General features: G+C 60.4%; 18 protein-coding genes. 6 read left to right on the top strand and 12 right to left on the bottom strand.

The features are described 5' to 3' along the window. Positions 1-5 precede the first annotated feature (5 nt). The 7 genes from GYN08_RS06325 to GYN08_RS06295 form a co-directional block, all read right to left on the bottom strand. Positions 6-950, bottom strand: a complete 945-nt coding sequence (locus tag GYN08_RS06325; RefSeq protein ID WP_166273253.1) for an NAD(P)-dependent alcohol dehydrogenase — start codon at positions 948-950, stop codon at positions 6-8. Positions 951-1,193: 243 nt separating this feature from the next. Then, a complete protein-coding gene (gene nrdF, locus GYN08_RS06320; protein ID WP_166273800.1) occupies positions 1,194-2,183 on the bottom strand; it encodes a class 1b ribonucleoside-diphosphate reductase subunit beta in 990 nt (329 codons plus the stop codon). Between the two features lie 274 nt (positions 2,184-2,457). Beyond that, on the bottom strand, positions 2,458-4,542 hold the full coding sequence (gene nrdE, locus GYN08_RS06315; protein ID WP_166273252.1) for a class 1b ribonucleoside-diphosphate reductase subunit alpha: 2,085 nt from the start codon (positions 4,540-4,542) through the stop codon (positions 2,458-2,460). Next, positions 4,529-4,888, bottom strand: coding sequence for a class Ib ribonucleoside-diphosphate reductase assembly flavoprotein NrdI (gene nrdI, locus GYN08_RS06310; protein ID WP_166273799.1), 360 nt, complete (start codon positions 4,886-4,888; stop codon positions 4,529-4,531). Before nrdI ends, nrdE begins: the two co-directional genes overlap by 14 nt. A 577-nt stretch (positions 4,889-5,465) precedes the next feature. Further along, positions 5,466-6,044 carry a GNAT family N-acetyltransferase gene (locus GYN08_RS06305; RefSeq protein ID WP_235945950.1) on the bottom strand — a complete coding sequence of 193 codons (579 nt, stop codon included), beginning with the start codon at positions 6,042-6,044 and terminating at the stop codon, positions 5,466-5,468. Between the two features lie 41 nt (positions 6,045-6,085). After that, a complete protein-coding gene (gene gpmA, locus GYN08_RS06300; RefSeq protein ID WP_166273250.1) occupies positions 6,086-6,835 on the bottom strand; it encodes a 2,3-diphosphoglycerate-dependent phosphoglycerate mutase in 750 nt (249 codons plus the stop codon). 177 nt (positions 6,836-7,012) lie between these two features. Beyond that, a complete protein-coding gene (locus tag GYN08_RS06295) occupies positions 7,013-7,666 on the bottom strand; it encodes a hypothetical protein (RefSeq protein WP_166273249.1) in 654 nt (217 codons plus the stop codon). Positions 7,667-8,040: 374 nt separating this feature from the next. On the opposite strand from GYN08_RS06295, the gene GYN08_RS06290 reads away from it, so the two are divergent. Together GYN08_RS06290 and GYN08_RS06285 are read left to right on the top strand one after the other, a co-directional pair. Then, positions 8,041-9,192 (top strand): iron-containing alcohol dehydrogenase, encoded by a 1,152-nt coding sequence (locus GYN08_RS06290; protein ID WP_166273248.1) that lies wholly within the window; start codon positions 8,041-8,043, stop codon positions 9,190-9,192. A gap of 246 nt (positions 9,193-9,438) precedes the next feature. Further along, complete coding sequence (locus GYN08_RS06285; protein WP_166273247.1) at positions 9,439-9,921, top strand: hypothetical protein; 483 nt, start codon at positions 9,439-9,441, stop codon at positions 9,919-9,921. An 86-nt stretch (positions 9,922-10,007) separates the two neighbouring features. Here GYN08_RS06285 and GYN08_RS06280 read toward each other — a convergent pair whose 3' ends face one another. Beyond that, entirely contained in the window at positions 10,008-11,657 is a 1,650-nt protein-coding gene (locus GYN08_RS06280) for a DUF4179 domain-containing protein (protein ID WP_166273246.1), read from the bottom strand. After that, positions 11,614-12,198, bottom strand: a complete 585-nt coding sequence (locus tag GYN08_RS06275) for an RNA polymerase sigma factor (protein ID WP_166273798.1) — start codon at positions 12,196-12,198, stop codon at positions 11,614-11,616. Before GYN08_RS06275 ends, GYN08_RS06280 begins: the two co-directional genes overlap by 44 nt. A gap of 227 nt (positions 12,199-12,425) precedes the next feature. Here GYN08_RS06275 and GYN08_RS06270 point away from each other — a divergent pair, with 227 nt between their 5' ends. From GYN08_RS06270 to GYN08_RS06260, 3 genes are all read left to right on the top strand, one after another. Next, a complete protein-coding gene (locus tag GYN08_RS06270; RefSeq protein WP_166273245.1) occupies positions 12,426-14,552 on the top strand; it encodes a class I SAM-dependent methyltransferase in 2,127 nt (708 codons plus the stop codon). 176 nt (positions 14,553-14,728) lie between these two features. After that, positions 14,729-15,451 (top strand): M50 family metallopeptidase, encoded by a 723-nt coding sequence (locus GYN08_RS06265; RefSeq protein ID WP_166273244.1) that lies wholly within the window; start codon positions 14,729-14,731, stop codon positions 15,449-15,451. A 69-nt stretch (positions 15,452-15,520) separates the two neighbouring features. After that, the gene (locus tag GYN08_RS06260) at positions 15,521-16,051 is read left to right on the top strand and encodes a YkvA family protein (protein ID WP_328802898.1); all 531 of its coding nucleotides are present in this window, start codon (positions 15,521-15,523) and stop codon (positions 16,049-16,051) included. A gap of 88 nt (positions 16,052-16,139) precedes the next feature. On the opposite strand, the gene GYN08_RS06255 is transcribed toward GYN08_RS06260, so the two are convergent. Continuing rightward, positions 16,140-17,012, bottom strand: coding sequence for an ROK family protein (locus GYN08_RS06255; RefSeq protein ID WP_206023642.1), 873 nt, complete (start codon positions 17,010-17,012; stop codon positions 16,140-16,142). A gap of 147 nt (positions 17,013-17,159) precedes the next feature. Here GYN08_RS06255 and GYN08_RS06250 point away from each other — a divergent pair, with 147 nt between their 5' ends. After that, the gene (locus tag GYN08_RS06250) at positions 17,160-20,183 is read left to right on the top strand and encodes a beta-mannosidase (RefSeq protein WP_235945947.1); all 3,024 of its coding nucleotides are present in this window, start codon (positions 17,160-17,162) and stop codon (positions 20,181-20,183) included. 597 nt (positions 20,184-20,780) lie between these two features. On the opposite strand, the gene GYN08_RS06245 is transcribed toward GYN08_RS06250, so the two are convergent. Both GYN08_RS06245 and GYN08_RS06240 read right to left on the bottom strand, forming a co-directional pair. Beyond that, the gene (locus GYN08_RS06245) at positions 20,781-23,021 is read right to left on the bottom strand and encodes an endonuclease MutS2 (protein WP_166273243.1); all 2,241 of its coding nucleotides are present in this window, start codon (positions 23,019-23,021) and stop codon (positions 20,781-20,783) included. Positions 23,022-23,798: 777 nt separating this feature from the next. Next, the gene (locus GYN08_RS06240) at positions 23,799-24,374 is read right to left on the bottom strand and encodes a hypothetical protein (protein WP_166273242.1); all 576 of its coding nucleotides are present in this window, start codon (positions 24,372-24,374) and stop codon (positions 23,799-23,801) included. Positions 24,375-24,528 lie beyond the last annotated feature (154 nt).

The raw sequence follows: 24,528 nt of genomic DNA, 5'->3' as shown, positions 1-24,528 counted from the left end.
ATGGATCAGGTAGTCCGAATGACCACTTTGCCGCGGGTTTTTCCCGATTCGGCCAGTTCATAAGCCTGTCTCGTTTCCTCCAGCGGGAACACGGCTTCGATCGTCGGTCTCAGGCGGCCTTCGCCGCACCATCCGCGCAGCAGGCTCAGGTCGGCGTCGTTGGAATTGGCCACGACAAAACGGGCTTTGCGGCCGCCTGCCGCCGTCAGCGCGCGCCGCAGCATCACGGCAGGCCCCGGCACGGTCGTCACGTAAGCGCCCTGCGCGGTCAGCAGGGAGCGGCAAGTCCCGAATCCGTATTTGCCGGCCGCATCGAAGATGACGTCGAAGGTCTGTCCGCGCTGCCGGAAGTCTTCCCGGTCATAGGCGATGACTTCCTCGCAGCCGAGCTCGCGGGCCGCGGACTCGCCGGACGAGCGGCACACTCCGGTTACGCGAGCGCCCAGAATGCCGGCCAGCTGCACCGCAAAATGTCCCACGCCGCCGGTTGCGCCGATAATCATGACCCGCATGCCGGATTGCAGTCCGCCCGCCTTCGTCAGCGCCTGGTAAGCGGTCGAAGCGGCGAGGGGAACGGCGGCGGCTTCCTCGAAGTTCAGCGCGGCAGGCTTCCTCGAAGCGATGGAAGCTTGGCAGCACAGACTTTCGGCCAGTCCGCCGCCCTGCGCGGCGCCGTTCGTGAATCCGTACACTTCGTCGCCGGGGGAGAAGCCGGTCACGCCGGAGCCGCATTTTTCCACGATGCCCGAGAAGTCGGAACACAGGATCTTGGGAAAGCGGAATCCGGACAGGAAAAACATGTACCCTCTGCGCACCTTGAAGTCGATCGGATTGATCGACGTGGCCCGCGTGCGAATCTTGATCTCGCCGGCCGCGGGATCGCGTTCGGCGACTTCTTCGAGCCGGAAAGCGTCAGGCCCTCCGTATCTGCGTATGACTGCGGCTTTCATCGTAAGCTTCGCCTCGTTTCTTCGTTCGGAATGGGAATTTCGGGACGGCGGTGACGGAACGGCGGCCGCTCGGACACCCGGCGGTCTCGCGAATACTATAGTTCATTCGCCGGCGCTTCGCCAGTCCCGGCTTGATCCGCCGCGCGAACAGGTACGCAAAAAAAGCTTCGTCCGGGCAGGGAACCGTAAACCGGGTTCCCGTCCGCGGGACGAAGCTTTGGTAGGGGCGAAAAACGAGTGAGGTTACAGTCCGCTCGTAACCGGCGCTTCCGCCGTATCGAACAGGAAGTCTTCGTCGCGCAGCGGTTCCACGTGAACCGTGCGGACGTAGCCGTTGCCTTTTTTGGAGAAGAAGTCGTGCTGCTTGGTCTGCGTCTTCAGGCCGTTGAGGACGATCGGGTTGATGCTTTCGTCGTCTTCTTCGAACTGAGGCTCCAGGCCGAGGTTCATCATCGCTTTGTTGGCGTTGTAGCGCACGAACTTGTCGACTTCTTCTTTCAGGCCGATCTTCGTGTACAGCTGGGCCGTGTACTGTTCTTCGTTCGCCTGCAGCGTATGCAGCAGCTCGTACAGCTCTTTGGTCGCCGCCTCGGCTTCCGATGCCGGGAGGTCGCGCAGAATCTCCTGGGCCAGTACGCCGACGTACAGGCCGTGGATGCTTTCGTCACGCAGAATCAGGTCGATGATCTCGCCGCTGCTCGTCATTTTACCTTGTCCGGCCAGATAGAGCGGGTAGAAGAAGCCGCTGTAGAACAGGTAGCTTTCCAGCATGACCGAAGCGCCCATCGCCAGATAGAGATCTTTTTGCGACTGGATGTTCTGATAGTACTTGGAGATGATCTCCGCTTTTTTCTGCAGCAGCGGATTTTCTTCGACCCAGCGGAATACTTTGTCGATCTCTTCGGTCGAAGCGAGCGTCGTGAAGATGCTGCTGTACGACTTCGCGTGGATTTGCTCCATCATGCCCATGAACGCCAGCACGGCTTTGCGCTGCAGGTTCTCGACGTGTTCCATGATCTGCGGCATGCCGACCCCGCCCTGTACCGTATCGAGCAGCGTCAGGCCGCCGAGTACCTGCATGTACGCTTCCTGTTCGTCCTCGTTCAGCGTGATCCAGGACATTTTGTCGTCGGACAGCGGAATCTCTTCGTCGGTCCAGAACTGCATAATATTTTGATTCCAGAACATCTGGGTGAAGTCGTCGGCAGGGCGGTTCCAGTTGACGGCTTTGATCATGTTCGGTCATCCCTTTCGTCGTAAAGTGGGTGTAGACATCTATAATAAAGGAAGATGTGGATATTGTTGGATGCGGCAAGCCGTAAGTAACGGCCGCTCCGGAAAGAGCGACGCACAAGTTACTTATTATGGGCCATAAATTTGCAAAAGTAAAGCGGGGCGTTTTGGTCAGACCGGCAATCCGGATCGTGAAAAAGGCGCCCCGCAGATTCGCATTATCGTTCGAACGGCATTCGGAAATTTCGAGCCTCGGCGGCGAATTCCGAGCTTTTTAGATCGCGCAGCTGATGCACTCTTCCACGCTCAGGTGGTTCGTGCGCGTGTAGTAGAGAGCCTTAAGCCCTTTGCGCGCCGCATACAGGTAATAACGGGCCAGATCGCGCGTCGTCACGTTGCTGTTGACGTGCAGGATAGCGGAGATGCCTTGATCGATATGCTCCTGAATTTCGGAGATCAGATCGATGACTTTGAACTGGTTCATCTGATAAGCCGATTTGTAGTAGAAGAAGTTCTCCTGCGACAGGTACGGCATCGGATAATAAGTCGTCGAGTTGGCGTACGTACGCGTTTCGATCGCGTCGACGATCGGCATGACGCTCGACGTGGAGTTCTGGATGTACGAGATGCTCTGCGTCGGCGCGATCGCCAGACGGTAGGCATGGTACAGGCCGTTGGCTTGAACGAGCGTGCGCAGATGCGCCCAATCGGCGGTCGTCGGGATATGCATGTCGCCGAACAGTGCTTTTACTTTATCCGTGCGCGGGCTGTAGTCGGTCTGTACGTACTTGTCGAAGTATGTACCTTTCGCGTATTCGGATTTCTCGAAGCCTTCGAACGTGACGCCGCGGTCGCGGGCGATTTCCATGCTCTTTTCGATCGAGTAGTAGTTCATCATCATGAAGAACGTGCGGGCGAAGTCGATCGCTTCGTCGCTTTCGTAAGCGATTTTGTTTTTCGCCAGGTAGCCGTGCAGGTTCATCGCGCCGAGGCCCACGGAGTGCATCTCGCGGTTCGCTTTGGCGACGCCCGGAGCGTTCTGCACTTCGGTCATGTCGCTGACGGCGGTGAGGCCGAGCATCGCTTCGTGCACCGACTCGCGGATCTTGCCGAGGTCCATGACGTTGGCGATGTTCAGCGAAGCCAGGTTGCAGCTGATGTCGCGGCGAATATCGTTGTCCTGGCCGTAATCGCCGATCGTCGACGTTTCCTGCAGCTGGTAGATCTCCGTGCACAGGTTGGACATTTTGACCATGCCCAGATCTTTCAGCGCGTGGTTCTTGTTGGCGTTGCTCTTGTTCATGATATAAGGGTAACCCGATTCCAACTGGATCATGGCGATCTTCACCAGCATGTCGCGGGCGCTCATCACGGTCTTTTTCTTGATGTTATCGTTGGCCAGCAGCTCGTCGTACATGTCGTCCAGATCGAGGTCGTCCAGGTGCTTGCCGTACTCTTTGTACACGGAGTAAGGACCGAATACCACCAGCGGCTTGTTTTCTTCCGCCAGCTTGTAGAAGCGGTTCGGTACGATCAGGCCGATCGACAGCGTCTTGAGGCGCGATTTCTCGTCGGCGTTGATCTTCTTGCTGTCCAGGAACTCCAGCACGTCCCAGCCGAAAATGTTGTAGTAAGCGGCGCCCGAACCCTTGCGCTGACCCATCTGGTCGGCGTAGGAGAAGGCGTCTTCCATCAGCTTCAGCACCGGCATGATGCCTTTGGCCGCGCCTTCGACGCCCTTGATCGGCTCGCCGCGTCCGCGCAGCTTCGACAGGTTGACGGCTACGCCGCCGCCGATCTTCGACAACTGCATGCAGGTCGAGAGCACGTAGTTGATGGAGTTGAGCGCGTCGTCCATTTCCAGCAGGAAGCAGGAGACGAGCTCGCCGCGGCGGCTCTTGCCCGCGTTCAGGAACGTAGGCGTCGCCGGCTGCACGCGCTGTTCCATGATCGCCGTCACGAGAGCTTTTGCCGTTTCCGCGCTGCCGCCGCCCAGGTGCAGAGCGACGATCGCGGCGCGGTCCGCATACTGTTCGAGATACACGGCTTTATCGTTGCTTCTCATCGCGTAGTCCGTGTAGAACTTGGAAGCGGCCATGTACGAAGCGAATTCGAACGGGACGTTGTGCGACGTCTCGAATACCGAGATCACTTCTTCGCGCGTGTAGTTCTCGTAGACGTTCTCGTAGTAGTCGTTCTCGATCATGTAATCGACCTGCGAGCCGAAGTCCGGGAAAGTCAGGCTGCGCTGCGCGACTTCCTCCATGAATGCGGCTACCGCTTCTTTATCTTTCTCGAGGCGGAAAAATCCGTCCGCGTTTCTCAGCATCAGTTGGTTGTTCAGTTCAATATGCCGCAAGGGTGTTCAGCTCCTCTTTGAAGTGTTGGATATCTTTGTTCGTTCCCGATAATTCGAATTTGCAGAGCACCGGCACCCCGTATGTCTGGGAGATCGTGTCCGCGCTCTTGGCAAAAGAAAGTCCCCAGTTCCGGTTGCCGCTGGCCGATACGCCTCTGAGCTGCTGTCCGTTCTTCTGGAGAAAGAGTTTGACTTTATCCGGCACTTGGCCGAACCCCGTAGTGTAAGTGACCAGGATGAACGGCTCTTCCAGCCTCATCGTTTCGTCAATTTGCACCGCCGGAAGTTCCAGTTTTTCGATGAATTTACGCACGTTTCCGGTCTTGGAATCGTAAGCGATCACCATGTTCATTCACGCTCCTCAACACCCGGCAATAACTAGATATAGGTTTAACCGGGTCAGTGTTACTCATTCTATAACCATATATGGGGTTTGTCAAAGCACAAATTTTAGAAAATAAAAGGGGTGAAATTGTCTGGGAAGGCGAAAAAGCGAGCAATTGAAGGGAAACGGGAGATTTTGCCGGGCAAGCCGCTTCAGACGGGGATTGACGCAGAGGAAAGCAGGTGGCTTTTTCGGAAAATGGCTTAACGGTGCGGAACGCGGAGCGGGCAGCGTCCGAAAAAGGGGAGAGAGCTGTAAAGAAGTGCAAATAAAATTGCCGAAGTAGAGTGAGAAAAAGTTAGAAGCGCGGGAAAAGGAGGAGTGAACGGCAGCCGAATCGGAAGGCGGCATAGCGCCGAAAGTTGTGGACAGCGGGGATAACAAAGGGGCGGAACGTTGTGGACGGCGGGGATAATGGGGATAGCGAAGCGGCTGCGCCGAAGTCTGGGAAACCGGGCAGCAGGCGGCAGACTGTACAAACACGCAGGCGCAATCTCCGTTTTTGCATGAAAAGAGGCGGCCGCAGGGCCGCCCTCGTTCATACCGGCTTGATCATCCGGTCGTATAGATGCCCGCTCAGTTCGACGGAGCCGTCTTCTCGGTAGCCAAGCCGCTCGTACAGCGCCCGGGCCTTCGGGTTCGCGCGGTCCACCACGAGCATGGCTTTGCGCCAGCCGAGCTCGGCCGCCCGGCGCTCGAACGCTTCGATCAGGGTGGTTCCGATACCCGCCCCCCGATAAGCGCCGCTCACCGCCAGCGAATCCAAGTAATATTCGCCGGGACGCGCTTCCGGCACCAGACCGTCCGTCGGCAGTCCTTGCTCCCGCAGGCGGCGAAGCAGCGGCTCATCCAGCGCTTCCGCGTCGTCGCCGGCGTAGCCGAGAGCAAAACCGGCGATGCCGCCTTCTTGGTCCTCGCAGACGATAGCGTTCGAGAAGCTCAGCCGGCAGCCGGGCTGCCGGAACAGCTCCTCCAGCGCAGCCAGCGTATCGGGGAGGTCGGTGGTTCCCGCGATCGTATGGGCGATATCGCCGATCGCTTCGTACATCAGCAGCGAGACGGGGTAAGCGTCGGCCGGCTCGGCCGGCCGGATGCGAAACTTCGCATTGTCGTTCATGTCCATGCTCCTTTTCAATCAGACTGCCGGACTGCCGAGGTTCAATCCGGATCGTGGTCGGGATCGGCCGCCTGGCGCTTCTTCTTCTCCACATGTTCGGGATGTCCCAGATAGAAACGGCGGATCGGCTTCGCGTCGTCGTCGAGCTCGTAGACGAGCGGAACGCCGGTCGGAATGTTCAGATCCAGCAGTTCATGTTCTTCGAGGTCTTCCATAAACTTGATCAGGGCCCGGATCGTGTTGCCGTGCGCGGCGATCAGAATATGTTGGCCGTCCTTCACCATCGGTACGACCCGCTCGTCCCAAAACTCGCCGACGCGCCGGATCGTATCCTGCAGGCTTTCGCCGGCGGGCAGCTCCTCGGGCGCGAGGCCGGCATACCGGGGATCTTCGCCCGGAAGGCGATTGTCTCCCGGCTCGAGCAGCGGAGGCCGCACCGAAAGGCTGCGCCGCCAGAGATGCACCTGCTCCTCGCCGTACTTCTCGGTCGTTTCCGGCTTGCTTAGCCCCTGCAGCGCGCCGTAATGGCGTTCGTTCAGTTTCCAGGACTTCTCTTCCGGAATCCACAGCAGTCCGAGTTCGTCCAGCGCGTAATGCAGCGTCTTGATGGAACGCTGAAGCACCGAAGCGAAGGCGGCGTCGAAGGAGTAATCGGATTCCCGCAGGATGCGGCCGGCGTCTTTGGCTTCTTCGATGCCCTGCTCGGTCAGGTCGACATCCGTCCAGCCGGTAAACAGATTTTTTTTGTTCCATTCGCTTTGTCCGTGCCTGATCATCACTACCCGGTACATAATCGCATCTCCTTTTGGCAAAAATCGTCGGCGGTTCCCTTAAGGCACCCGGCAGCGAATCAGAGGCGAACGGCCTCCGCTTCCGCTCGACGAACGGGGCCGGTTTTTAAGGGATAAACGAAAAAATCCTTCCCGCCGGCCGGAAGCCGAAACGGAAAGGATAACGGACGCCGTCGGTTATTTGGCTTCCTTGATGTCGGTAATCGTGATCACGGTCGTGTCGGCGTCGAACTGCTCTTCCGTATAGGTGAAAGTCACTTCGGCGTCCGCAGGAATCTGGCCGACCTGTTTTTGGGCTTCCTCGGACAGCTGGTACGATACCGGCTTGCCGTCCACTTCGATCTCGGCGGTGTGATTGTCCGCCAGTCCCGAATAGGTGCCTTCGCCGCTCTGTTCTTTGGCTGCTGCCGGAGCGCTGCCTTTCGAAGAATCCGCGGTTCCTTCCGACTTCGTGCCGGCTGCGGAACTGTCTGTCGCGGCATCCGTAGACGGGCTGCTCGCAGAGGAGCTGTCCGTCGAACCCGACGAACTGTTATCGGTCGAGCCGCTTCCCGCCGCCGCGTCGGAGTCGTCCGTCGTCGTCACGTCGAGGTCCGTGCTTTCGGTCGCTGTGCCGGTATCCGGACTTTCCGCCGCTTCTTCGTCGATTTCGATATCCGTTTCATTGGTCGGATGAGCGTCGTTGTCCGCGGCCGCCGGAATGTTCTCGATGGCTTCCTCGGCGTTGGACTGGGAATCCGGCGAAGCGGCCTTGTCGCTGCCGCAGGCGGCCAACACGCCGGTCAGCATCAAACTCACGGCCAGGCAGGATAAAGTTTTCATTTTAGTCATTCAGTTAAACACCTCCAAATGGTTATACGTCGAAGTTCTTCAAAAGTTACACGGCCGGCGGCCGCGGCGAAAAAATCGAAAAGATGCGGCCGATCGGCAAAGAACCGCGAGAACGACCCAAAAAGGGCCTACTCCGTATTGTTACCCAAAAAGGGTGCCGGATGCAAACCCGATCGGTCAGCAGGAGCGGACAAGCCGACATTTCGGTTCGATTCCGTCTTCTTTTCTTTTTTGTGAAGAAAAATAAACAGAAAGCAACATGTAAATGTGACTTTTATTGCTGAGTGAACGTAACCGCGGGAAGTAGGATGAACCTGTACGGCGCTTCAGGGAAACGGAACGCAAATCCTGCCAAACGAGAAAGGAAGAGACCTTTGACTACTCACGTCTACTATGTACCTCCCGTCAATTTGATGGGCCGGGGCTGCCTGAACGAGGCCGGCCCGTATATCCGTCAGCTCGGCGGGCGAAAAGCGCTTGTCGTCACGGACGCTTTTTTGCTGAAGAACGGCATTGCCGATCGCGTGTTGGACGTTCTGCGGAAGGAAGGCTTCGAAGCCGTCGTTTACAGCGACGTTCGCCCGAACCCGACCTGCAAGAACGTGCATGACGGCGTCGACCTGCTGCAAAAAGAAGGATGCGAGATCATCGTCTCGGTGGGCGGAGGCTCGCCGCAGGACGCGGCGAAAGCGATCGGCATCATCGCGGCGAACGGCGGGCATATTACCGAATACGAAGGCGTTCACAAGTCGCGGTTCAAATCGATGCCGATCGTGGCCGTCAATACGACCGCCGGCACGTCGAGCGAAGTCACGATCAATTACGTCATTACCGACGAGAAGCGCAAAGTGAAAATGGTCATGGTCGACAAAAATTCGCTTGCTTCCGTCTCGGTCAACGATCCCGAACTGATGACCGGCAAGCCGGCCGATCTGACCGCCGCGACGGGCATGGACGCCCTGACGCATGCGATCGAAGCTCTGGTCACGCCGGGCGCCTATCCGGTCACGGATGCGACGGCGCTGGCGACGGTGCGCCTGATCTTCGATTATCTGCCGCGCGCCGTGAAAGACGGCGGCGACATCGAAGCGCGGGAACAGATGGTCTACGCGATTTTCCTCGGCGGTCTGGCGTTCAATAACGCGGGCCTCGGCTATGTGCACGCGATGGCGCATCAGCTCGGCGGCGTATACGATCTGCCGCACGGCGTATGCAACGCGATGCTGCTGCCTTTCGTCGAGGAAGAGAACGCCAAGCACGTGCCGGAGAAATTCCGAGCGATCGCCCGGTCGATCGGCCTGGACGATTCCGACAGAAGCGACGCGGAATGCGCGCGCTACGTGATCAACAAAATTTCCGAACTGTCGCACGAAGTCGGCATTCCGGCCAAGCTGTCGGAGCTGGGCGTCGACGATCCCGATCTCGACCTGCTGGCCGATAACGCGATGAAGGACGCCTGCGCGCCGGGCAACCCGTTCCAGCCGACGAAAGAAGAAGTCGTGCGGATGTTCGAACGGATTCTGTAAATCCGCTTCGGGCAGGGTAAACGGGCGATCTTTGAACGCGGAACATTATTAATAGAAGAAAAATATAAAACAGCGAGCGAAAAAAGCCGCCCGACAGCCGATAAGTTCGGTTCCGCGCGGCTTTTCGAGGCTGTCTTCGCATTCCTCTTCCCGATTGGGTACAATGATAGGGAGCGTCTATTATACCGAGCGCCGGTGCCCCTGCAGTCAGGAAGCGCTGGGCACAATCGAGAGGAGCTTTTCCCCATGACCCAAGAACAGAATCAACAGCAGCAGGTGCGCGAAGCCGCCGAACTGGCCGCGCATTTCGACGTAACGGTGGAACAGGCGAAAGAGATGCAGTTTTCGGAAGGGCAGACGCTGATCTGGACCGAAGCTTTCAAATTGGACAGCTGGCTGATCCTGATGAAGCCGTCCGACAATCCCGAGCAGCCCGAACCTTTCTTCGGCAACGTGGACGGGCACGGTTGGGCTTTCCTGTTTACGGACCCGATGCACGCGCAGGTATTCGGACGGCAGAACAATCTGGTTACGGCGTCCGGCAACGTCATGATCGCCAAAATGAAAGTGGACCCGATGATCGAGTGGCTCGAAGAAATCGGCAAGTCCGGCCTCTACGGCGTACGCTTCAACGAAGGCGAGAACGGTTGGTTCACCCCGGTGGACAGCCTGCGCGCGATGAAGGAATACGTGGAGATTCAACAATCCCGGGGCAGCGAGCAGGAGTAGAAGAGCGGTTTTCGATAACAAAAAGAAGCGCGCGGGGCGAGAATCCGCGGCGCTTCTTTTTTTTTCGTGAGGACGTTCCGTGACCGTTACTCGGGGACGACGCCCGAACTTCCTGTCTGCGGGATCTGGAAGGACCAATCCGCGTCCCGGTACAGTCGGTGGACGGCGGTCCGTTTGATCGTCAGCCGTTTCGGCAGGCTCGTCATGCCTTCGGCGATAAATTGCTGATCGCCGTCGAGTTCGCCGCCTGCCGTATCGCTCGTCACGGCGCCTCTGAACGTCAGCGGATATCCGCGGCCGGATTCATCGACGGCGATCCAGGTATCGCTCGGGAACTCGGGATTGTTGAAGTGCCCGCTGAAGGTGAGAATACCGACGGAAGATTCGGGTGAGCCGTTCGGATCGGGACCGACCGCAAAGCCAGTAAAGGCGAAGCGGTCGCCGGAATCTGCAAACTCGGCGGGCCGGTCTTTCGACAGCTCTTCGGGACGGAAGCTGACGGAAGCATCGCTTTGCTCCTCGATGACGTAGCTGTCCAATACGAAGCGCAGCGGCCGGCTTTCGCTCGGGAAATTGTTGAACGGACAGAACCAGCGCGTGCGCCCGCTCCAGCGATCAAAAGTCGAAGAAGCGTTAAATTGGGTCTGCAGATTGTCCGCCAGCGATTCGCCTTCGCCGCTTTCGATGCGGAAATAGACGGAATGTTTTCCCTGCGCGCCTCCTTCTGCCCGCTTTCGGGCTTCCGCGTTCAAAAAGGTTTCGAATTCCAGCGTTCCGCCGCTCGGGGTGCGCGAAGTGCCCAGCATTTCGATCCGCAGGCCGTGCGGCGTTTCGTAAGACTCTTCGATTCGGGTCGTCTTCGACAGGGCGTTGGCCTTCGACAGATCCGATTTGACCAGAAGATTCCAACTCCCTTTGATCGTCTTGTTTTGACTTCCGTCCGACAAGTTCTCGCCCGGGCTCACGGCGATTTCGTCGGCTTCGATATACAGGGAGACCTCGCTGCCGACCGCGGAACGTCCGAAAGTGAAATCGCGTCGGTCGATGCTCGGGTTGCCGCCGCTGCCGGAGCGGAACGGAATCTCGCCCTGATCGTCGAAAATGCGATAATGGGCACCAAGAATCGTGCCCGCCGCCGGCTTGCCGTCTTTATCGAACATGGCCACGCTGATCACCATCCGGGTCGAGTCCGCGATCACCTCCTGCACTTTCAGCGTATAGCCCGCATCGGAGGCGGCAGCGTCGGAGTCCGCGACCATGCCGGCCTCGCGGGCTTCGCGCATTCCGGTGTCCGCGTAGCTGTCCGCAGCGAACAGCGAGCGGAAGCGCTCCGCGATCGTCGGCTGCGTATAGACCAGCAGGCCGCCCGCAAGCAGGAGCACCGCCGCGGCCGCCGCCCAGAACGATTTGCGCGCGGCCCATTTTTTTCGATAGGGGCCGCGCGGGCCGGAATCTGCCGACTGTCCTTCATGTTCGGCAGCCCGGAAATCTTCCTCGGCTTCGATCTCCAGCGATTCCAGTTCCGCCATAAAGCGCTCCGTAAAATCTTCCGGCAGGGTTTCTGCCGACAGCAGCTCCGTCCAGCGCGCGTCTTCCGGCAGTTCTTCGGACCTTTCCTCCGATCCTTCCGCAAGGGAGGGACGATGCTGCTCCGTCCGCTTTTCTTCTTCGCCGCCTCCGGTTTCCCGCGGGCTATACGCGGCTTTTCCGGCTCCGGTATTCGGCCGCCATTTCATAACGCGTTCCCTCCTTCTCCGTTATCTGCCGCCGCAGGCTTTTCTTCGCCCGATGCAGCGCATTGTTCACTTGAGATACGGTCATGCCGGTCATGCCGGCGATCTCTTCATGGCCGAGTTGGCCGACGTAGCGCAGGACCATCGCCAGCCGGTAATGCTCCGGCAGCGTATCGAGCAGCGCGTCCAGTTCGCTTCTCAGCTCGGCGCGCAGCACCCGCTGTTCGGGAGCGTCGCGGTCGGGAGCCGCCTGTTCGGCCGTCTCCTCGCGGGGAACCGGCACTTTGCGGCGTCCGCGGTCGCGGTACAGATTGACCGCGATCGTATACAGCCAACCGGCGAAGCTCTGCTCCGGGCGCTGGGACGCCAGCTTGCGGTAGGCTTTGAACAGCGTTTCCTGCGTCAAGTCTTGGGCGTCGGCTTCGGACAGACCCATTTTGCGGAACAATCCGTAAAGTTTGTTTTTATAGCGGTCGACGAGCCCCGCATAGGCCTGCTTGTCGCCCGCGAGCACCGCGCCGACAAGGGTCCGGTCGTCCGGCATTTCCACTGGTGGGTCACCTCTTTTCTTTTTTCACTGCTAAGACGCGAAGCGGGAAAACTTCTCTCGCCGCGGAATCGATTTTTTTGCTCCGTGTTTTTAGGGTATCATATAGAGGACAATTTGCCGGGCACCGCGAACAAGGAGTAGGCGGAAGAAAATGGGGCCGCGCGGGAAGACCCGCATGCCGATCGGCACGAATAAAACGGAAACCGAAAGGAGCGAACGTTATGGGCAGCGCCCTGGACGAAATACGCGCTTACATGGAGGGCGAAGAGGAAGACGAAGGGCTGGGCGCGCGCGGCGTCGACGAGCTGCCGCCCTGGCTGCAGATTCTGGCGTCCGCCGAGGAATACATCGTCAATTACGAGCGAATCGGCTCGATCGGCGAGCTGGAGCAGCTTAATCCGGTATTGGCCTATGTAGAACGCAGTCTCGATATTTTGAACGGACTGCAGCTTTCGTTTTGGATGAAAGAGCTGCTGGAAGAAGTGCTGGCCTGGAGCGAAACGGCGAAGGGCGGCACGAGACTCGACCGGATCGGCTGGCAGCGCCAGGGCATCAACGTATTCGTACATAACGAAGGATCGGCCGATCTGTATCTGGCGAAGTCTTCCGGCATCGCCGGCGACCGGCGACGGCTGACGGCGCTGCTGATCCGCACGCACGGGCTGCTCGGGCAGTATCTGCGCGGCGAAGTGCCGTTCGCGGCCAATCTGCCCCTGCACGGACCGGTGGACGAAGGGCTGCTGACCGAGACCGAGCTGGCCCGGCTGCTGATGGCGCTGAACCGATGCGTGATCGGGGCGGTGTCCGAGGAGCTGTGGCAGTCGGTCGAAAGCGATCTGGAAGCGTGCGTGCTGCACGTCTCTCTCGGCACGGTACCCGAAGGCGACGGGCTGGAGCGGCGTCTGCGCAGACTGCGCACGGAATCGATCCGGCGCGGCGAAGACTTCGGCGGCGAGCTGCAGAGCGTGGACGCGCAGCTGCGGGAGGCCGGCCTCGAAGGCGGGCTGGAGCGGGCTTTCGCCCGTCTGGACGACAAGACGCTGTGGTACGTCGAGGCGGCGCTGTCCGAATTCTCGTTCGAGGAATTCGCCAAGATGATGCTGCTGGCGCTGCGCGGCGCGGAGGAAGGCCCGGGCGCGCGGCATATCAGCTTCGAACGGCTGATGCACGGCTTGTATTACGATTATAAAGGCGTCAAAAAGATCAATCTGTACAAGAAACGGATCATCGAGAAATATTTGCGCGAAATGCATTGGACGGCCGTCTGCGAAGGCGAACGCCACGGCGACAGCCCGCATCTTCAGCACCGGACAAGCCGGGAAAAAAGCAACGGAGACACCTGCTTCTTCGGATTCGTCTTTTCCCCGGCGGCGGAGAAGCTGATCGATTTCTGCGTGGAGGCCGAAAAATCGCCGCTGTACGAACGGGCCGTGCTGATGCTGATGGACCTGTTCGGGCTGCGGCGCGACGCGTACGACCGGTTTCACAACGAAGACGAATACTTGGAGACGATGAACGGGTCGGCGGGCGACAAAAAGATTCTGCTGGACTGGATCGCCGGCTCGCGCGTGCTGGACATCGGCCCCGGCGGCGGCGTGCTGCTGGATCTGATCGAACGCGAGCTGCCGGACAAGGAAGTCATCGGGGTCGACATCAGCGAAAACGTGGTCGAGGCGCTGGAGCGCCGCAGACGGCTGGAAGGCCGTTCCTGGCGGGTGATGAAGGGCGACGCGCTCAATCTGTCGGAATCCTTCGAGCCGGGGAGCGTCGACACGGTCGTCTTTTCGTCCATTTTGCACGAGCTCTATTCCTACATTCCGTTTAACGGCAAAAAGTTCAATCTCGATACGGTGCGGGCGGCGCTGACCAGCGCGTTCGAACTTATTCCGGAAGGCGGACGCATTCTGATCCGGGACGGGATCATGACCGAGCCGGCCGGACAGTTCCGGCGTTTGAAGTTTCTCGATCCGGACGCCATGGGCCGGCTGGAGCGGTATGCGGCGGACTTTGCGGGGCGGCGGATCGCTTACGAGCAAATCGGTCCGGACGAAGCGCGGATGCCCGTCAACGACGCGATGGAGTTTCTGTACACGTATACGTGGGGCGAGGAGGCGTACGTGCACGAGGTGCAGGAGCAGTTCGGCTATATGACGCCGTCGGAATACGAAGCGTGCATCCGCGAGTTGTTCGGCGACCGCGCGGAAATACGGCTCAGCCGCCACTTTTTGCAGGAGGGCTATACGCTCGCGCTGCGGGATAAAGTCCGGGTGACGGACGACGCGGGGGACGAGCTTCCGCTTCCGGACAGCACCTGCATGATCGTTATCGAGAAGAAGAGCAGCGCGTAAAAAGCGGACCGCGAAAGCGCGGATCGAGGAGGGGCGGCGCCGTTTTTATGAACGCGGCAGCATTTCGGCCGGAACCTGACCCGCCGCCGCGGCGTAACGTAACGGGTAAACGCAAAGATTTGAACGAACCGTTCGCGGAAAGCGAAGGTTCGCGATCCGTTTGAGGAGGTTCTACCATGCCAAAATGGGCAAAAACGGTGCTGTATCTGCTGGCGGCGGCGGTACTGACCCGGCTGATTCCTTTTTCGTCGCTGTTTCGCAATCTGGATACGATGATTCACGAATTCGGCCATGCGGTCGTGGCGCTCGCCACGTCGGGCCGGGTATCGCAGATCGACCTGAACGCGGACCACAGCGGCGTTACTTACGTCACGACGTATTCGACCTGGAGCTCCATCGTCGTCTCGCTGGCCGGATACATGTCCGCTTCGTTGTTTGCGGTGCTGATGTTCTACGGCTACTACAAACGGCAGCAGAAGCAGGGACTGATCCTGATGACGGCCGTGGCGCTGATCATGCTGATTCTGTACGTGCACCAAGGATTCGGCGTCGTCTGGCTGATCGGATTCATCGCGGTGAACGCGGTGATGTACTTCATTTGGGAACCGGCGCGCAACTTCTACTACTTGCTGCTCTGCTTCCTGACGCTCGAAGAATCGGTCATCAGCCCGCTGTATCTGGTTTGGGCGTCGGTGACGTCCCCGAGAGCGGCCGGCGACGCGGCGCTGCTGGCGCGGGAAACGTTCGTGCCGGCGATCGGCTGGTCGATTTTGTTCGTGGCGTTTTCCTTGTTATGCGCGAACTGGGCGATCCGGCTGTTTGCCAAGACGCACGAGAGCCGTTCGGCGGGTCGCAGCGGTTCGGGCAGCGGCTCGCGGCGGTCGAAGATGCGGGTCTAGCTTCCGGATTTTCGGCCGCGCCGAACGCGGGCAGCAAAAAAGCGTTCCATACGAAAAGGAGGCCGCAAAATGGCGGACAAAAAAAATTGGCGGGATCGCGCGGCGGAGTACGGGCGGGACAGACTCGGGATCGGCATGAACGATAACAGCCGCGCGGAAAAACTCGACGCGGCCGCAGCGGCGGGAAGACCGATCGACGAAAGCGAGCTGAAATCCCGAATCAAAGGCTACGGCAAAGAGTATTCGGACGAATCGTTCTGGGACAAAATCAAGAAATTCGGCAAAAAAGCGGGCGTCAAAGTCGTCTACGCGGCGCTGCTGCTGTTCTATACGCTGAAAGACGCGGACGTTCCGCCGTGGGCGAAATCGGTCATCATCGGCGCGCTGGCGTATTTTATCGCGCCGATCGACCTGATTCCGGACTTTATTCCGGTCGCGGGCTATACGGACGATTTCGGCACGCTGCTGGCGGCGGTCGCGGTCGTGGCGAAGCATATCGACGACGGAACGCGCGCCAAAGCGCGTGCCCGCATCGTATCCTGGTTCGGCGAGAGCGCGACGCTCGATCTGGGCGAAGTGGAGGACAAGCTGCGCGATTAAGAAGTGCGGCAGGACAAAAAGACGCAGCCTGAGAATCGGCTGCGTCTTTTTTTCGCGTCGAGAAAATATGCTGTCAGGCGAAGCGTCTTCATCCGCGAAGCGCTTCGATCCCCAGCGCCAGCGAACCGGCCAGGCCGGCGTTGTCGCCGAGGGCCGGCGGCACGATGTACGTCTCCAGATCGTCCAGCGCGGAAGAGGCGACGTAGCCGTTCAAGTTCCGGGCGACTTTGCCCCGGATCAGCGGGAACAGTTGGCTCTGGTGCATGACGCCTCCGCCGAGGATGACTTTTTTCGGCGACAGCAGCAGTACGGCGCCGGTGATCGCCTCGGCCAGATAATGCGCTTCGATCTCCCAGGCGGGATGGTCCTCCGGCAGGCTGTCGCCTCCCTGACCCCAACGCTTGGCGATCGCCGGGCCGGCGGCCATGCCTTCCAGGCAGTCGCCGTGATAAGGGCAGGCGCCTTCGAACTTGTCGTCCGGATGCCGGCGCATCGGGACGTGTCCGCCTTCGGGATGCACCAGTCCGTGCACCAGCTGCCCGCCCGCGTACACGCCGACCCCGATTCCGGTACCTACCGTATAATACAGGCAGCTGTCGAGGCCTTTCGCGGCGCCCCAGCGCGCTTCGCCGAACGCCGCCGCGTTGACGTCCGTATCGAATCCGGTCGGAACGTTCAGCTCCCTTTTCAAGTGTCCGAGCAGGTCGTAATGGTTCCAGCCCGGCTTCGGCGTCGTCGTGACATGGCCGTAGGTGGGGCTGTTCTTGTCCAGATCGAGCGGGCCGAACGAACCGACGCCGAGCGCTTCGATGCCTTTGTCCTTGAAGTACTCGGCCGCGCGCTGCGTCGTCCGTTCCGGTGTCTCCGTCGGAAAGCTGATGCGGTCGAGAATCTCTCCGTTTTCGTTGCCGATGCCGCAGACGAATTTCGTTCCGCCCGCTTCGATTGCTCCGATGATCATATGCGTGTCCTCCTCAGATGGGTATGAAGCGGCAGATGCCGTTTGTCCTCTTGCGATCATTATACCCGTTATGCTGTACCCGTTTCCCGCATTGTGCTATTTTAATCAAGAAGATTGGAAGCGTTATCTCAAAGGGGGAGCGAAACGATGGGCAGAAGCGGAAGCGGCGGTACGAGCATTACGGAATTGAGCGGAAGCTGGAGAATCAAAGATTTTGCGCCGGGAACGGTACCTTCGCAGGAAAACGCGGCGCCTATGCTGGATGACCGGTATTGGATGACGGGCGCGGTGCCGGGAGACGTACACAGCGCGCTGACGGAACGTCGAATCATCGACCCTCCGTATTACGGGCACAACGATCTGAACAGCCGGTGGATCGAAGAACGGGAATGGTGGTACCGCCGGGGATTCGAATACGACGGGGAGCTGACCGGGGAAAAAGCCGAGCGGTTCGAGCTGACCTTCGAGGGACTGGATACGTTCGCGACGGTGTTCGTCAACGGTCACGAAGTCGGCACGGCGGCCAACATGCTGATGCCGCATACGTTCGACGTGACGCGCGTCATCCGCCGGGGATGGAATGCGGTCGCCGTCCGTTTCGATCCGCTTGGGCCGCATCAGCGGGACAAAGAGCGGTTCGACTGGTCTTCGTATACGAAGGAGCGCCCCTGGCTGCGCAAAGCGGCGATGAACTTCGGCTGGGACTGGGGTCCGAGGCTCGTGACGGTCGGCATCTGGGGCGGCGTGCGGCTGAAGCGGCATCTGTTCGCCAAGATCGAAAGCGTATTCGTTCAAACGGAAAGCCTGCAAACCGATGAGGCCGCGCTGCGGTTCGACGCCGAGATCGGGACGTATCGCGGAATGCCGGATCTGCCTCTGCTGCTGCGCGTGAAGCTGGAGGACGCGGACGGAAATACGGCTTATGACGCGCTGCTGGCCGACGAAGAAGCGATGCGCTCGGAGAACGGCATGCCGGCACACTACCGTCCCGCCCGCCGTCGTCAGGCGAACTTCCGCGCGTCTGCGGCGATCCGCCAGCCCAGACTCTGGTGGACGCACGATCTGGGGAAGCCTCATCTGTATACGCTGACGGCCGAGCTGTACGCGGGAGACGAGAGGATCGATACGGTGACGCAGGCGGTCGGGGTGCGCACGCTCGAACTGCGGACCGAAGACGAAGAGGGCCGCGCGGCGTTCCGCTTTTTCCTGAACGATAAACCGGTTTATGCAAGAGGCGCCAACTGGATTCCCGCGGACAATATGATCGGGGCGATCCCGGATTCCCGTTACGGCGAGCTGATCGCCCTGTCGGCGGAAGCCGGCATGAACATGCTGAGAGTGTGGGCGGGCGGGATCTACGAAAAAGAGATTTTCTACGACGAATGCGACCGGCGCGGCGTCTTGGTCTGGCAGGATTTCGCTTTCGCTAACGCGTTGTTCCCGGACTTCAATCGGGATTTTATGGACAGCGTTCGGGCCGAGGTCAAAGCCAATGTGCGAAGGCTGCGCGGACGGGCTTCTCTGGCGCTGTGGTGCGGCAACAACGAGATCGACTGGCTGTACGACATGAAAAGCGCGAGCGGCGACATCAAGAGCGAATTTTACGGCGAGCTGATCTATCACGACCTTATTCCGGAAGTGCTGGAGCTGCTCGACCCGAACCGGCCGTACTGGCCTTCCTCCCCTTATGGCAGGGCGGGGGACCAGGACGACAACGATCCGGCGGTCGGCGACCGGCATAACTGGCAGGTATGGCACGGGTCCGTCTATCCGCGGGCGTTCGGCGAAGCGCCGCTGCTGGATTACAGCATCGAAGGCGTGACTTTCCGCAATTATAAGCAAGACATGGCGCTGTTCAGCAGCGAATTCGGCATGCACGCGTCGGCGAACCGCTATACGCTGGAGAAAAACATGCCGGAGGGCGAACTGGTCTGGGGAAGCGAAGAGATGGCGTACCGCAACAAAGACACCAACCATCGCAAAGGCATCCTGCTGATGGAAGGGTACACGGGCTTGCCCCGGGACATCGAGGAGTACATGAACTTCTCCATGCTGACCCAAGCGGAAGGGCTGCGTTATGGCGTCGAACATTACCGGCGCAATCCCCGCAGCGGCGGGAGCCTGATCTGGCAGCTGAACGACAGTTGGCCGGGCACGAGCTGGTCGATGATCGATTACGAACTGCTCCCCAAGGCTTCTTACTATTATGCAAAAAGGTTCTACGCGCCGCTGCTGCTCTCGCTCGAACACGAGCCGGGGAAGCCGCTGCGGGTCTGGGCGGTGAACGACGGGCCGGAGCCGGTCGAAGTCGAGGCGGTGCTGGAAGTTCGGCGTTTCGACGGAGGAAAAGTCGGGGAATATGTTTTCCGCTCGGACGGCGGCGTTCATGGACCGGTGCTGCTCGGGGAAGTGGGCGAAGCGGAAGCGCTGGACGGCGGAGACGCGGCGGAAACGCTGGCGCGGCTGCGTTTGGCAGAGCGGAGCGGAAGCGGCCTGGCGGGAGCGGAAGCGTGGGGAACCGTCGAAGCGCCGGAAAGATTCATGCAGACGTATATGCTGCGCGATCATCGTGAGCTGAAGCTGGGGCAGGCGGAGCTGGAACTGGAATGGAGCCTGCCGGAACACGGCGAAACGGCGGCAGACGGAACGAGTGTGGACGGAAAAGCCGGCGAATCGGCTCGGGCCGACGACGAGAAATCATCGGAACCGGACATCGGCGGCTCCGGCGCTGGCGAATCGGCGGAAAATCGCGATATTCGCGCGGCCTGGCTGATGGACGAGACATTTGCGGCGCGGACGGGCCGCGAAGCTGCCCGGGCGAACACTCCGGACGCGGAAAGACACGAAAACGCACACGCAGGAGGGAGAAGCGGCGAGCTTTCGATAGCGCCGGCAAGCGCAAGCGGCGCAGGGGAGCGAACCGGCTGCGCGGTGACGGTCCGCGCTTCCGGTTCGCTGGCGCGCATGGTGAAGTTGGAGCTTCCTCTGGGCCGGGTGCGGTACAGCGACAATTATTTCGATCTGCTGCCGGGCGAGAGCCGGACGGTGGAACTGTCGATGCTGGACGGCTCCGCGCTCGAAGCGGAGTTCGTCCGGAAGCATCTGCGGGTAAGCGCCATTAACGCGGAAAGCCGCACAAGCGGGGGACGGGAAGAAGACAGCGGAAGGTAAAGCGGGAACGGCGGTACGGGGACGGCGGTACGAGAACGGCAAAGAGGAACTTCGGCAAAGATGCCGGGGGAGGCGCCGCGGAAGACGCGAACACGAATTGGCGTTTCGGCCGGAGATAACGGCGGATGGTGTCGGCATCCCCGTCCGTTTCGGATTCGGAGACCGAAGCGGCGATCCGGACGCCGGCTCGGGAAAAGAAAAAATGCGCTTTCGCCGATCAGGCGGGGGCGCATTTTTGTCGGAACATGGGATGGGAGACGAACACGGAAGGAACGGGAAACGGGATAGACCCGGCCCGGTCCGTTCTGCGTTCTAACGGAACGGAGCGCCTTTAAAAGGGCGATTCGGCCGTCTGCGAAATTCTAACGGAACGTATGGACGTTAAAATCGATTTTTATGCCGATTTTGCGGGATTCGGGCCGGTTAAGAGGCGCTAAGGGCAATAAGATCCGTTAAATCTTCAAACGCGCACCGAAAAGGGTTCTAACGGCGCTGAGTTCCGTTAAACTTTTGCTGTTTGCTGTCTGCTGTCTGCTGTCTGCTGTCTGCTGTCTGCTGTCTGCTGTCTGCTGCCGCTCATCGCTTACGGCCTGCCGCCTACCGCCGCCACGTGTCGCCCCGTTCGTCGGGGGACTGTTCGATCGTCACGCCTTCCAGGTGCCGGCGCTCCATTTTATGCCGCTTTTTGCGGTTTTCTTTGGAGTCGAGCACGATGCTGAGATCGTAATCTTCCGGGTACAGCGATTCGCGCGGGATATGCGGCTGAAGCCGTTTGCGGGCGATGCGGAACTTTTTGCCCTGGATCTGCACGCCGATCGTACCCATGCCGTCTTCTTCGGAATAGACGATGCCCGTCTTGCCGAGATAAGGAACGGAGACGCTGTCGCCGATCCGGAAAGCGGGCGGCTTGGGCTCGCTTCCTTCCGGATCGCCCTCTGCGCCGGCGTTCGCGTCGGTATTCCGCGCCGGCGGTTCCGGCTCCGCCCGCCGCAGCGAGGCGCCGGGGAGCAGGCCGGGATCTTCGGCCGGAAGATCGGGCGGCGCGGCCTGCCGCTCCGCCGTTTGCGGCCGGCAACCGCCGGGACCTGCGGCATCGGCCTGCCTGCCGTCCGCCGTATGCAGGCCGGCGGCGGAAGCCGCTTGCGCCGCCGTTTCCTTCGTCTGCCGCTCGTCTGCCGCGTCCGCATCCTTAGGCAGCAGATCGTCCGCCGCATCGCCTTCCGTCTGCCGCGCGGGGCCGGCCGCCCTGACCGTCATCGGCGCAGGCGCCGCATCGCGTTCGCCGGCTTCTTTGGAGCCGCGCCGCGTCAGCTCTTCCGCCCGCCGGGTCACGGCGTCCGGAATGCCGAGCTTCTTGGCGATGGCGAAAGCGTAGCTGCGGCCGGCTTCGCCGATCGTCAGCCGATAGAGCGGCTGCAGCGTCTCGGCGTCGAATTCCATTCGGGCGTTCTCGCAGCCCGGGGTGGCCGAGGCGAAATTTTTGATTTCGGTAAAATGCGTCGTGACTACGACGCAGGCGCCGCGCCGGTGCAGCTCTTCGAGCACGGCGATCGACAGGCCGACCCCTTCACCGGGGTCCGTGCCGGAGGCCATCTCGTCGATCAGGACGAGCGTGCGCCGATCCGCCGTCTCCAGAATGCTTTTGACCCGGCGGATATGGGCCGAGAAGGTGCTGAGCGCCTGCTGGATGCTCTGCCCGTCGCCGATGTCCGCTTCGATGCCGGTAAATACGGCGATCTCGCCGCCTTCTTCGGCCGGGATAAGCAGGCCCGATTGGGCCATCAGGGTCAGCAGGCCGACCGTTTTGAGCGCAAGCGTTTTGCCGCCGGTGTTCGGTCCGGTCACGATCAGCATCCGGAAGCGGCCGCCGAGCTCGAAATTCAGCGGGACCATCTGCGCGCCCATCAGCGGGTGACGGGCGCCGCGCAGGGAGATTCGGCCGTGTTCGTTCAGCTTGACGTTGACGGCGTCCAGCGCCAGCGCATAGCGCGCTTTGGCGAACAGGAAGTCGTATTCGCCGACCAGCTCGGCGTTGACGGCCAGCTCCTGACCGAACTGCTCGGCCAGGCCGGTCAGCTCGCTGAGGATTTTGGTCTCTTCGCGCGCTTCCTCGGCGCGCAGCAGTTCAAGCTCGTCGTGGAACTGCCGGATTTCTTCCGGCTCGATGTAGACGGTCTGGCCGCTGGACGATTCGTCCAGCACCGTGCCTTTGACGAGCTTCCGGTACTCTTTGCGTACCGGAATGGCGGATCGTCCTCCGCGCTGCACGGCCAGGCTCTCCTGCAGGATGGAACGATGCTTGGCCATCAGCTCGGCCAGTCTGCGGGAGCCGCGCTCTTCGGCGGTGGCCATGCGGCGCCGGACTTTGGACAGCTCGCGGCTGGCGGAATCCAGCACGCGGCCGCCGCGGACGCAGCGCTCGATCTCCTCGCGCAGCCGGTCGAGCCGGTGCATGCCCGACGCGTAAGCGGCCGCGTTCGGCGCCCAATCGGCTTTGGCTCGCATGTAGTCGATCAGCTGCGCGCAGCTGCGCAGGAACTGATGCAGGTGCATGAAGTCCTGCTCCTGGAACACGTAGCCCGTACCTAGCAGATCCAGGATCTGCTCCATGCCGGTCAGCGACGGCAGGGGAATGCTGGCCCCCCGGCGCAGCACGCCTGCGGCTTCGTCCGTTTCGTCAAGTTTTCGCCGCAGGGCTCGGGCGTCGGATACGGGCTGCAGGGCGGCGATATGCCGTCTGCCGAGATAAGAGACGGCGTAAGCGGACAGCTCGTCTTGAATGCGTCCGTATTCGAGACGCTCCAGCGTTTGGGGATTGAGGATCGGTATGGCGGTCATTGGGAATCGCTCCTTGTTTTTTCGATTTTGGACATTCGGACAGCCGGAATACAAAAAAAGACGGAAGACAGGCCGATTCAGCCGTCCGTTACGGAATCGAGGTGCTCGATTCCGCAGCGGACTTCAGATCAGCTTATCTTCCGTCTTCCGAGGTTCGGTTCCGGCGCTCCCGCGCCTCCGGACCGCGCCGATGCGCGGCGCGATCTTCGGACGACCGGAGCTTCGCGGCCCGCGCCTATGCGCAGACCCGAAAGCCGCCGATGCGTCCGTTCCTTCCGGCTGTCCGTCCGTCTCCCGCAGCTGCCGCGCGGAAGGGTTTGCCGGCGCGCCCGAGCGGGAGGCCGGCTGCCGCCGGCTTCTTGCCCGTGCGCGCGGCAAAAGCCAAAAAGGGCCGCGCTTCAGCTACAGCGCGGCCCGAAAAGTCGAAAGGATAGGAATAACCCACCTCAAGCTTATGGAGAAATGATTCGCTGTTCTTAACTGAATTCCGGACAGATTCGAACAGGCGTCGCAAAAACAACCGCCAAAAGCGATTTTTCGCGCGTTCCCGCTGAAACCGTCCAATATGGAATTGATTAGTTAAGAACATACCCCGTCATCAATATTTCCCCTTTGCACTCAAAGTTATTTTCATCATAAGACCGCGGAAGCATCCGGTCAAGACCGAAATTGCGCAGACGTCCGATAAGGAGCGCCCGGCGCAGCCCTTTCTTCAAAAGAAAGCGAAGGACGGCCGCCGTAAAGAGCGGCCGTCCGCGAACGGAAAGCGTTAAGGCTTTATTCGTCTTCGTCCGTATACACTTCGTCTTTGTATCCCTGGTCGGTCTCCGAGTCGATCAAGTTCTTCTGCACGTCGTCCGGCAGGGAACGCGGGAAGGAACCTTCGCGGAACAGCCCGCCTTCCGGATCGGTATCGCGTTCGGTGACGAGATCGCCGGACGGCTGCGGTTCGGTCTCCCGGTCGCCGTCCGTGATGAGCGGCCGGGCCGGGTCGTCCGATTCGGCGGCCAATTCGCGGCGGCCTTCTTCTCCGCCGGCCCCGTTCAGCAGGTCGGTGCCGTGAGGCTCGTCCTGGACGGGAGCGGCCGGATCGACCGGCGTGTCCGGATGCAGATCGTCGGCGTCCGGCACGTCCTCCAGCAGCGGCGAGCTTACGTTGGGGTCTTCTTCGGTCCGGTTCGGATAAGCGTCCGGATCGGTAACGGCGCCGTCGGTATCCAGAGCGTCCTCCTGGACCGTGTCGACATATTCCATCGTCTCCGAAGGAATATCGCGTTCCGTGAAGTCGTTGTCCTGGGAGAGCTCGTAGCGCTCGTAGGCGCGATCGGATTCGTTGCGTGGATCGTAAGCCATGGTTATCCTCTCCTTTTCATGCGTTCTTACATAGGCTTTACCCGAAAGCAAGACATCGGAACCGCTCGCGGCCGTCCTTTGCGGCGAAGACTTTGCCTCGCTTATTCGGAGCGGCGCGCGCGGGCACCGGAGCGAAATCGGATCGCCGGGGAAG

The organism is Saccharibacillus alkalitolerans, assembly GCF_011090185.1.
Classification (GTDB): domain Bacteria; phylum Bacillota; class Bacilli; order Paenibacillales; family Paenibacillaceae; genus Saccharibacillus; species Saccharibacillus alkalitolerans.
Note: the sequence above shows the minus strand (reverse complement) of the source record. Positions and strands in the feature narration are given on the sequence as shown.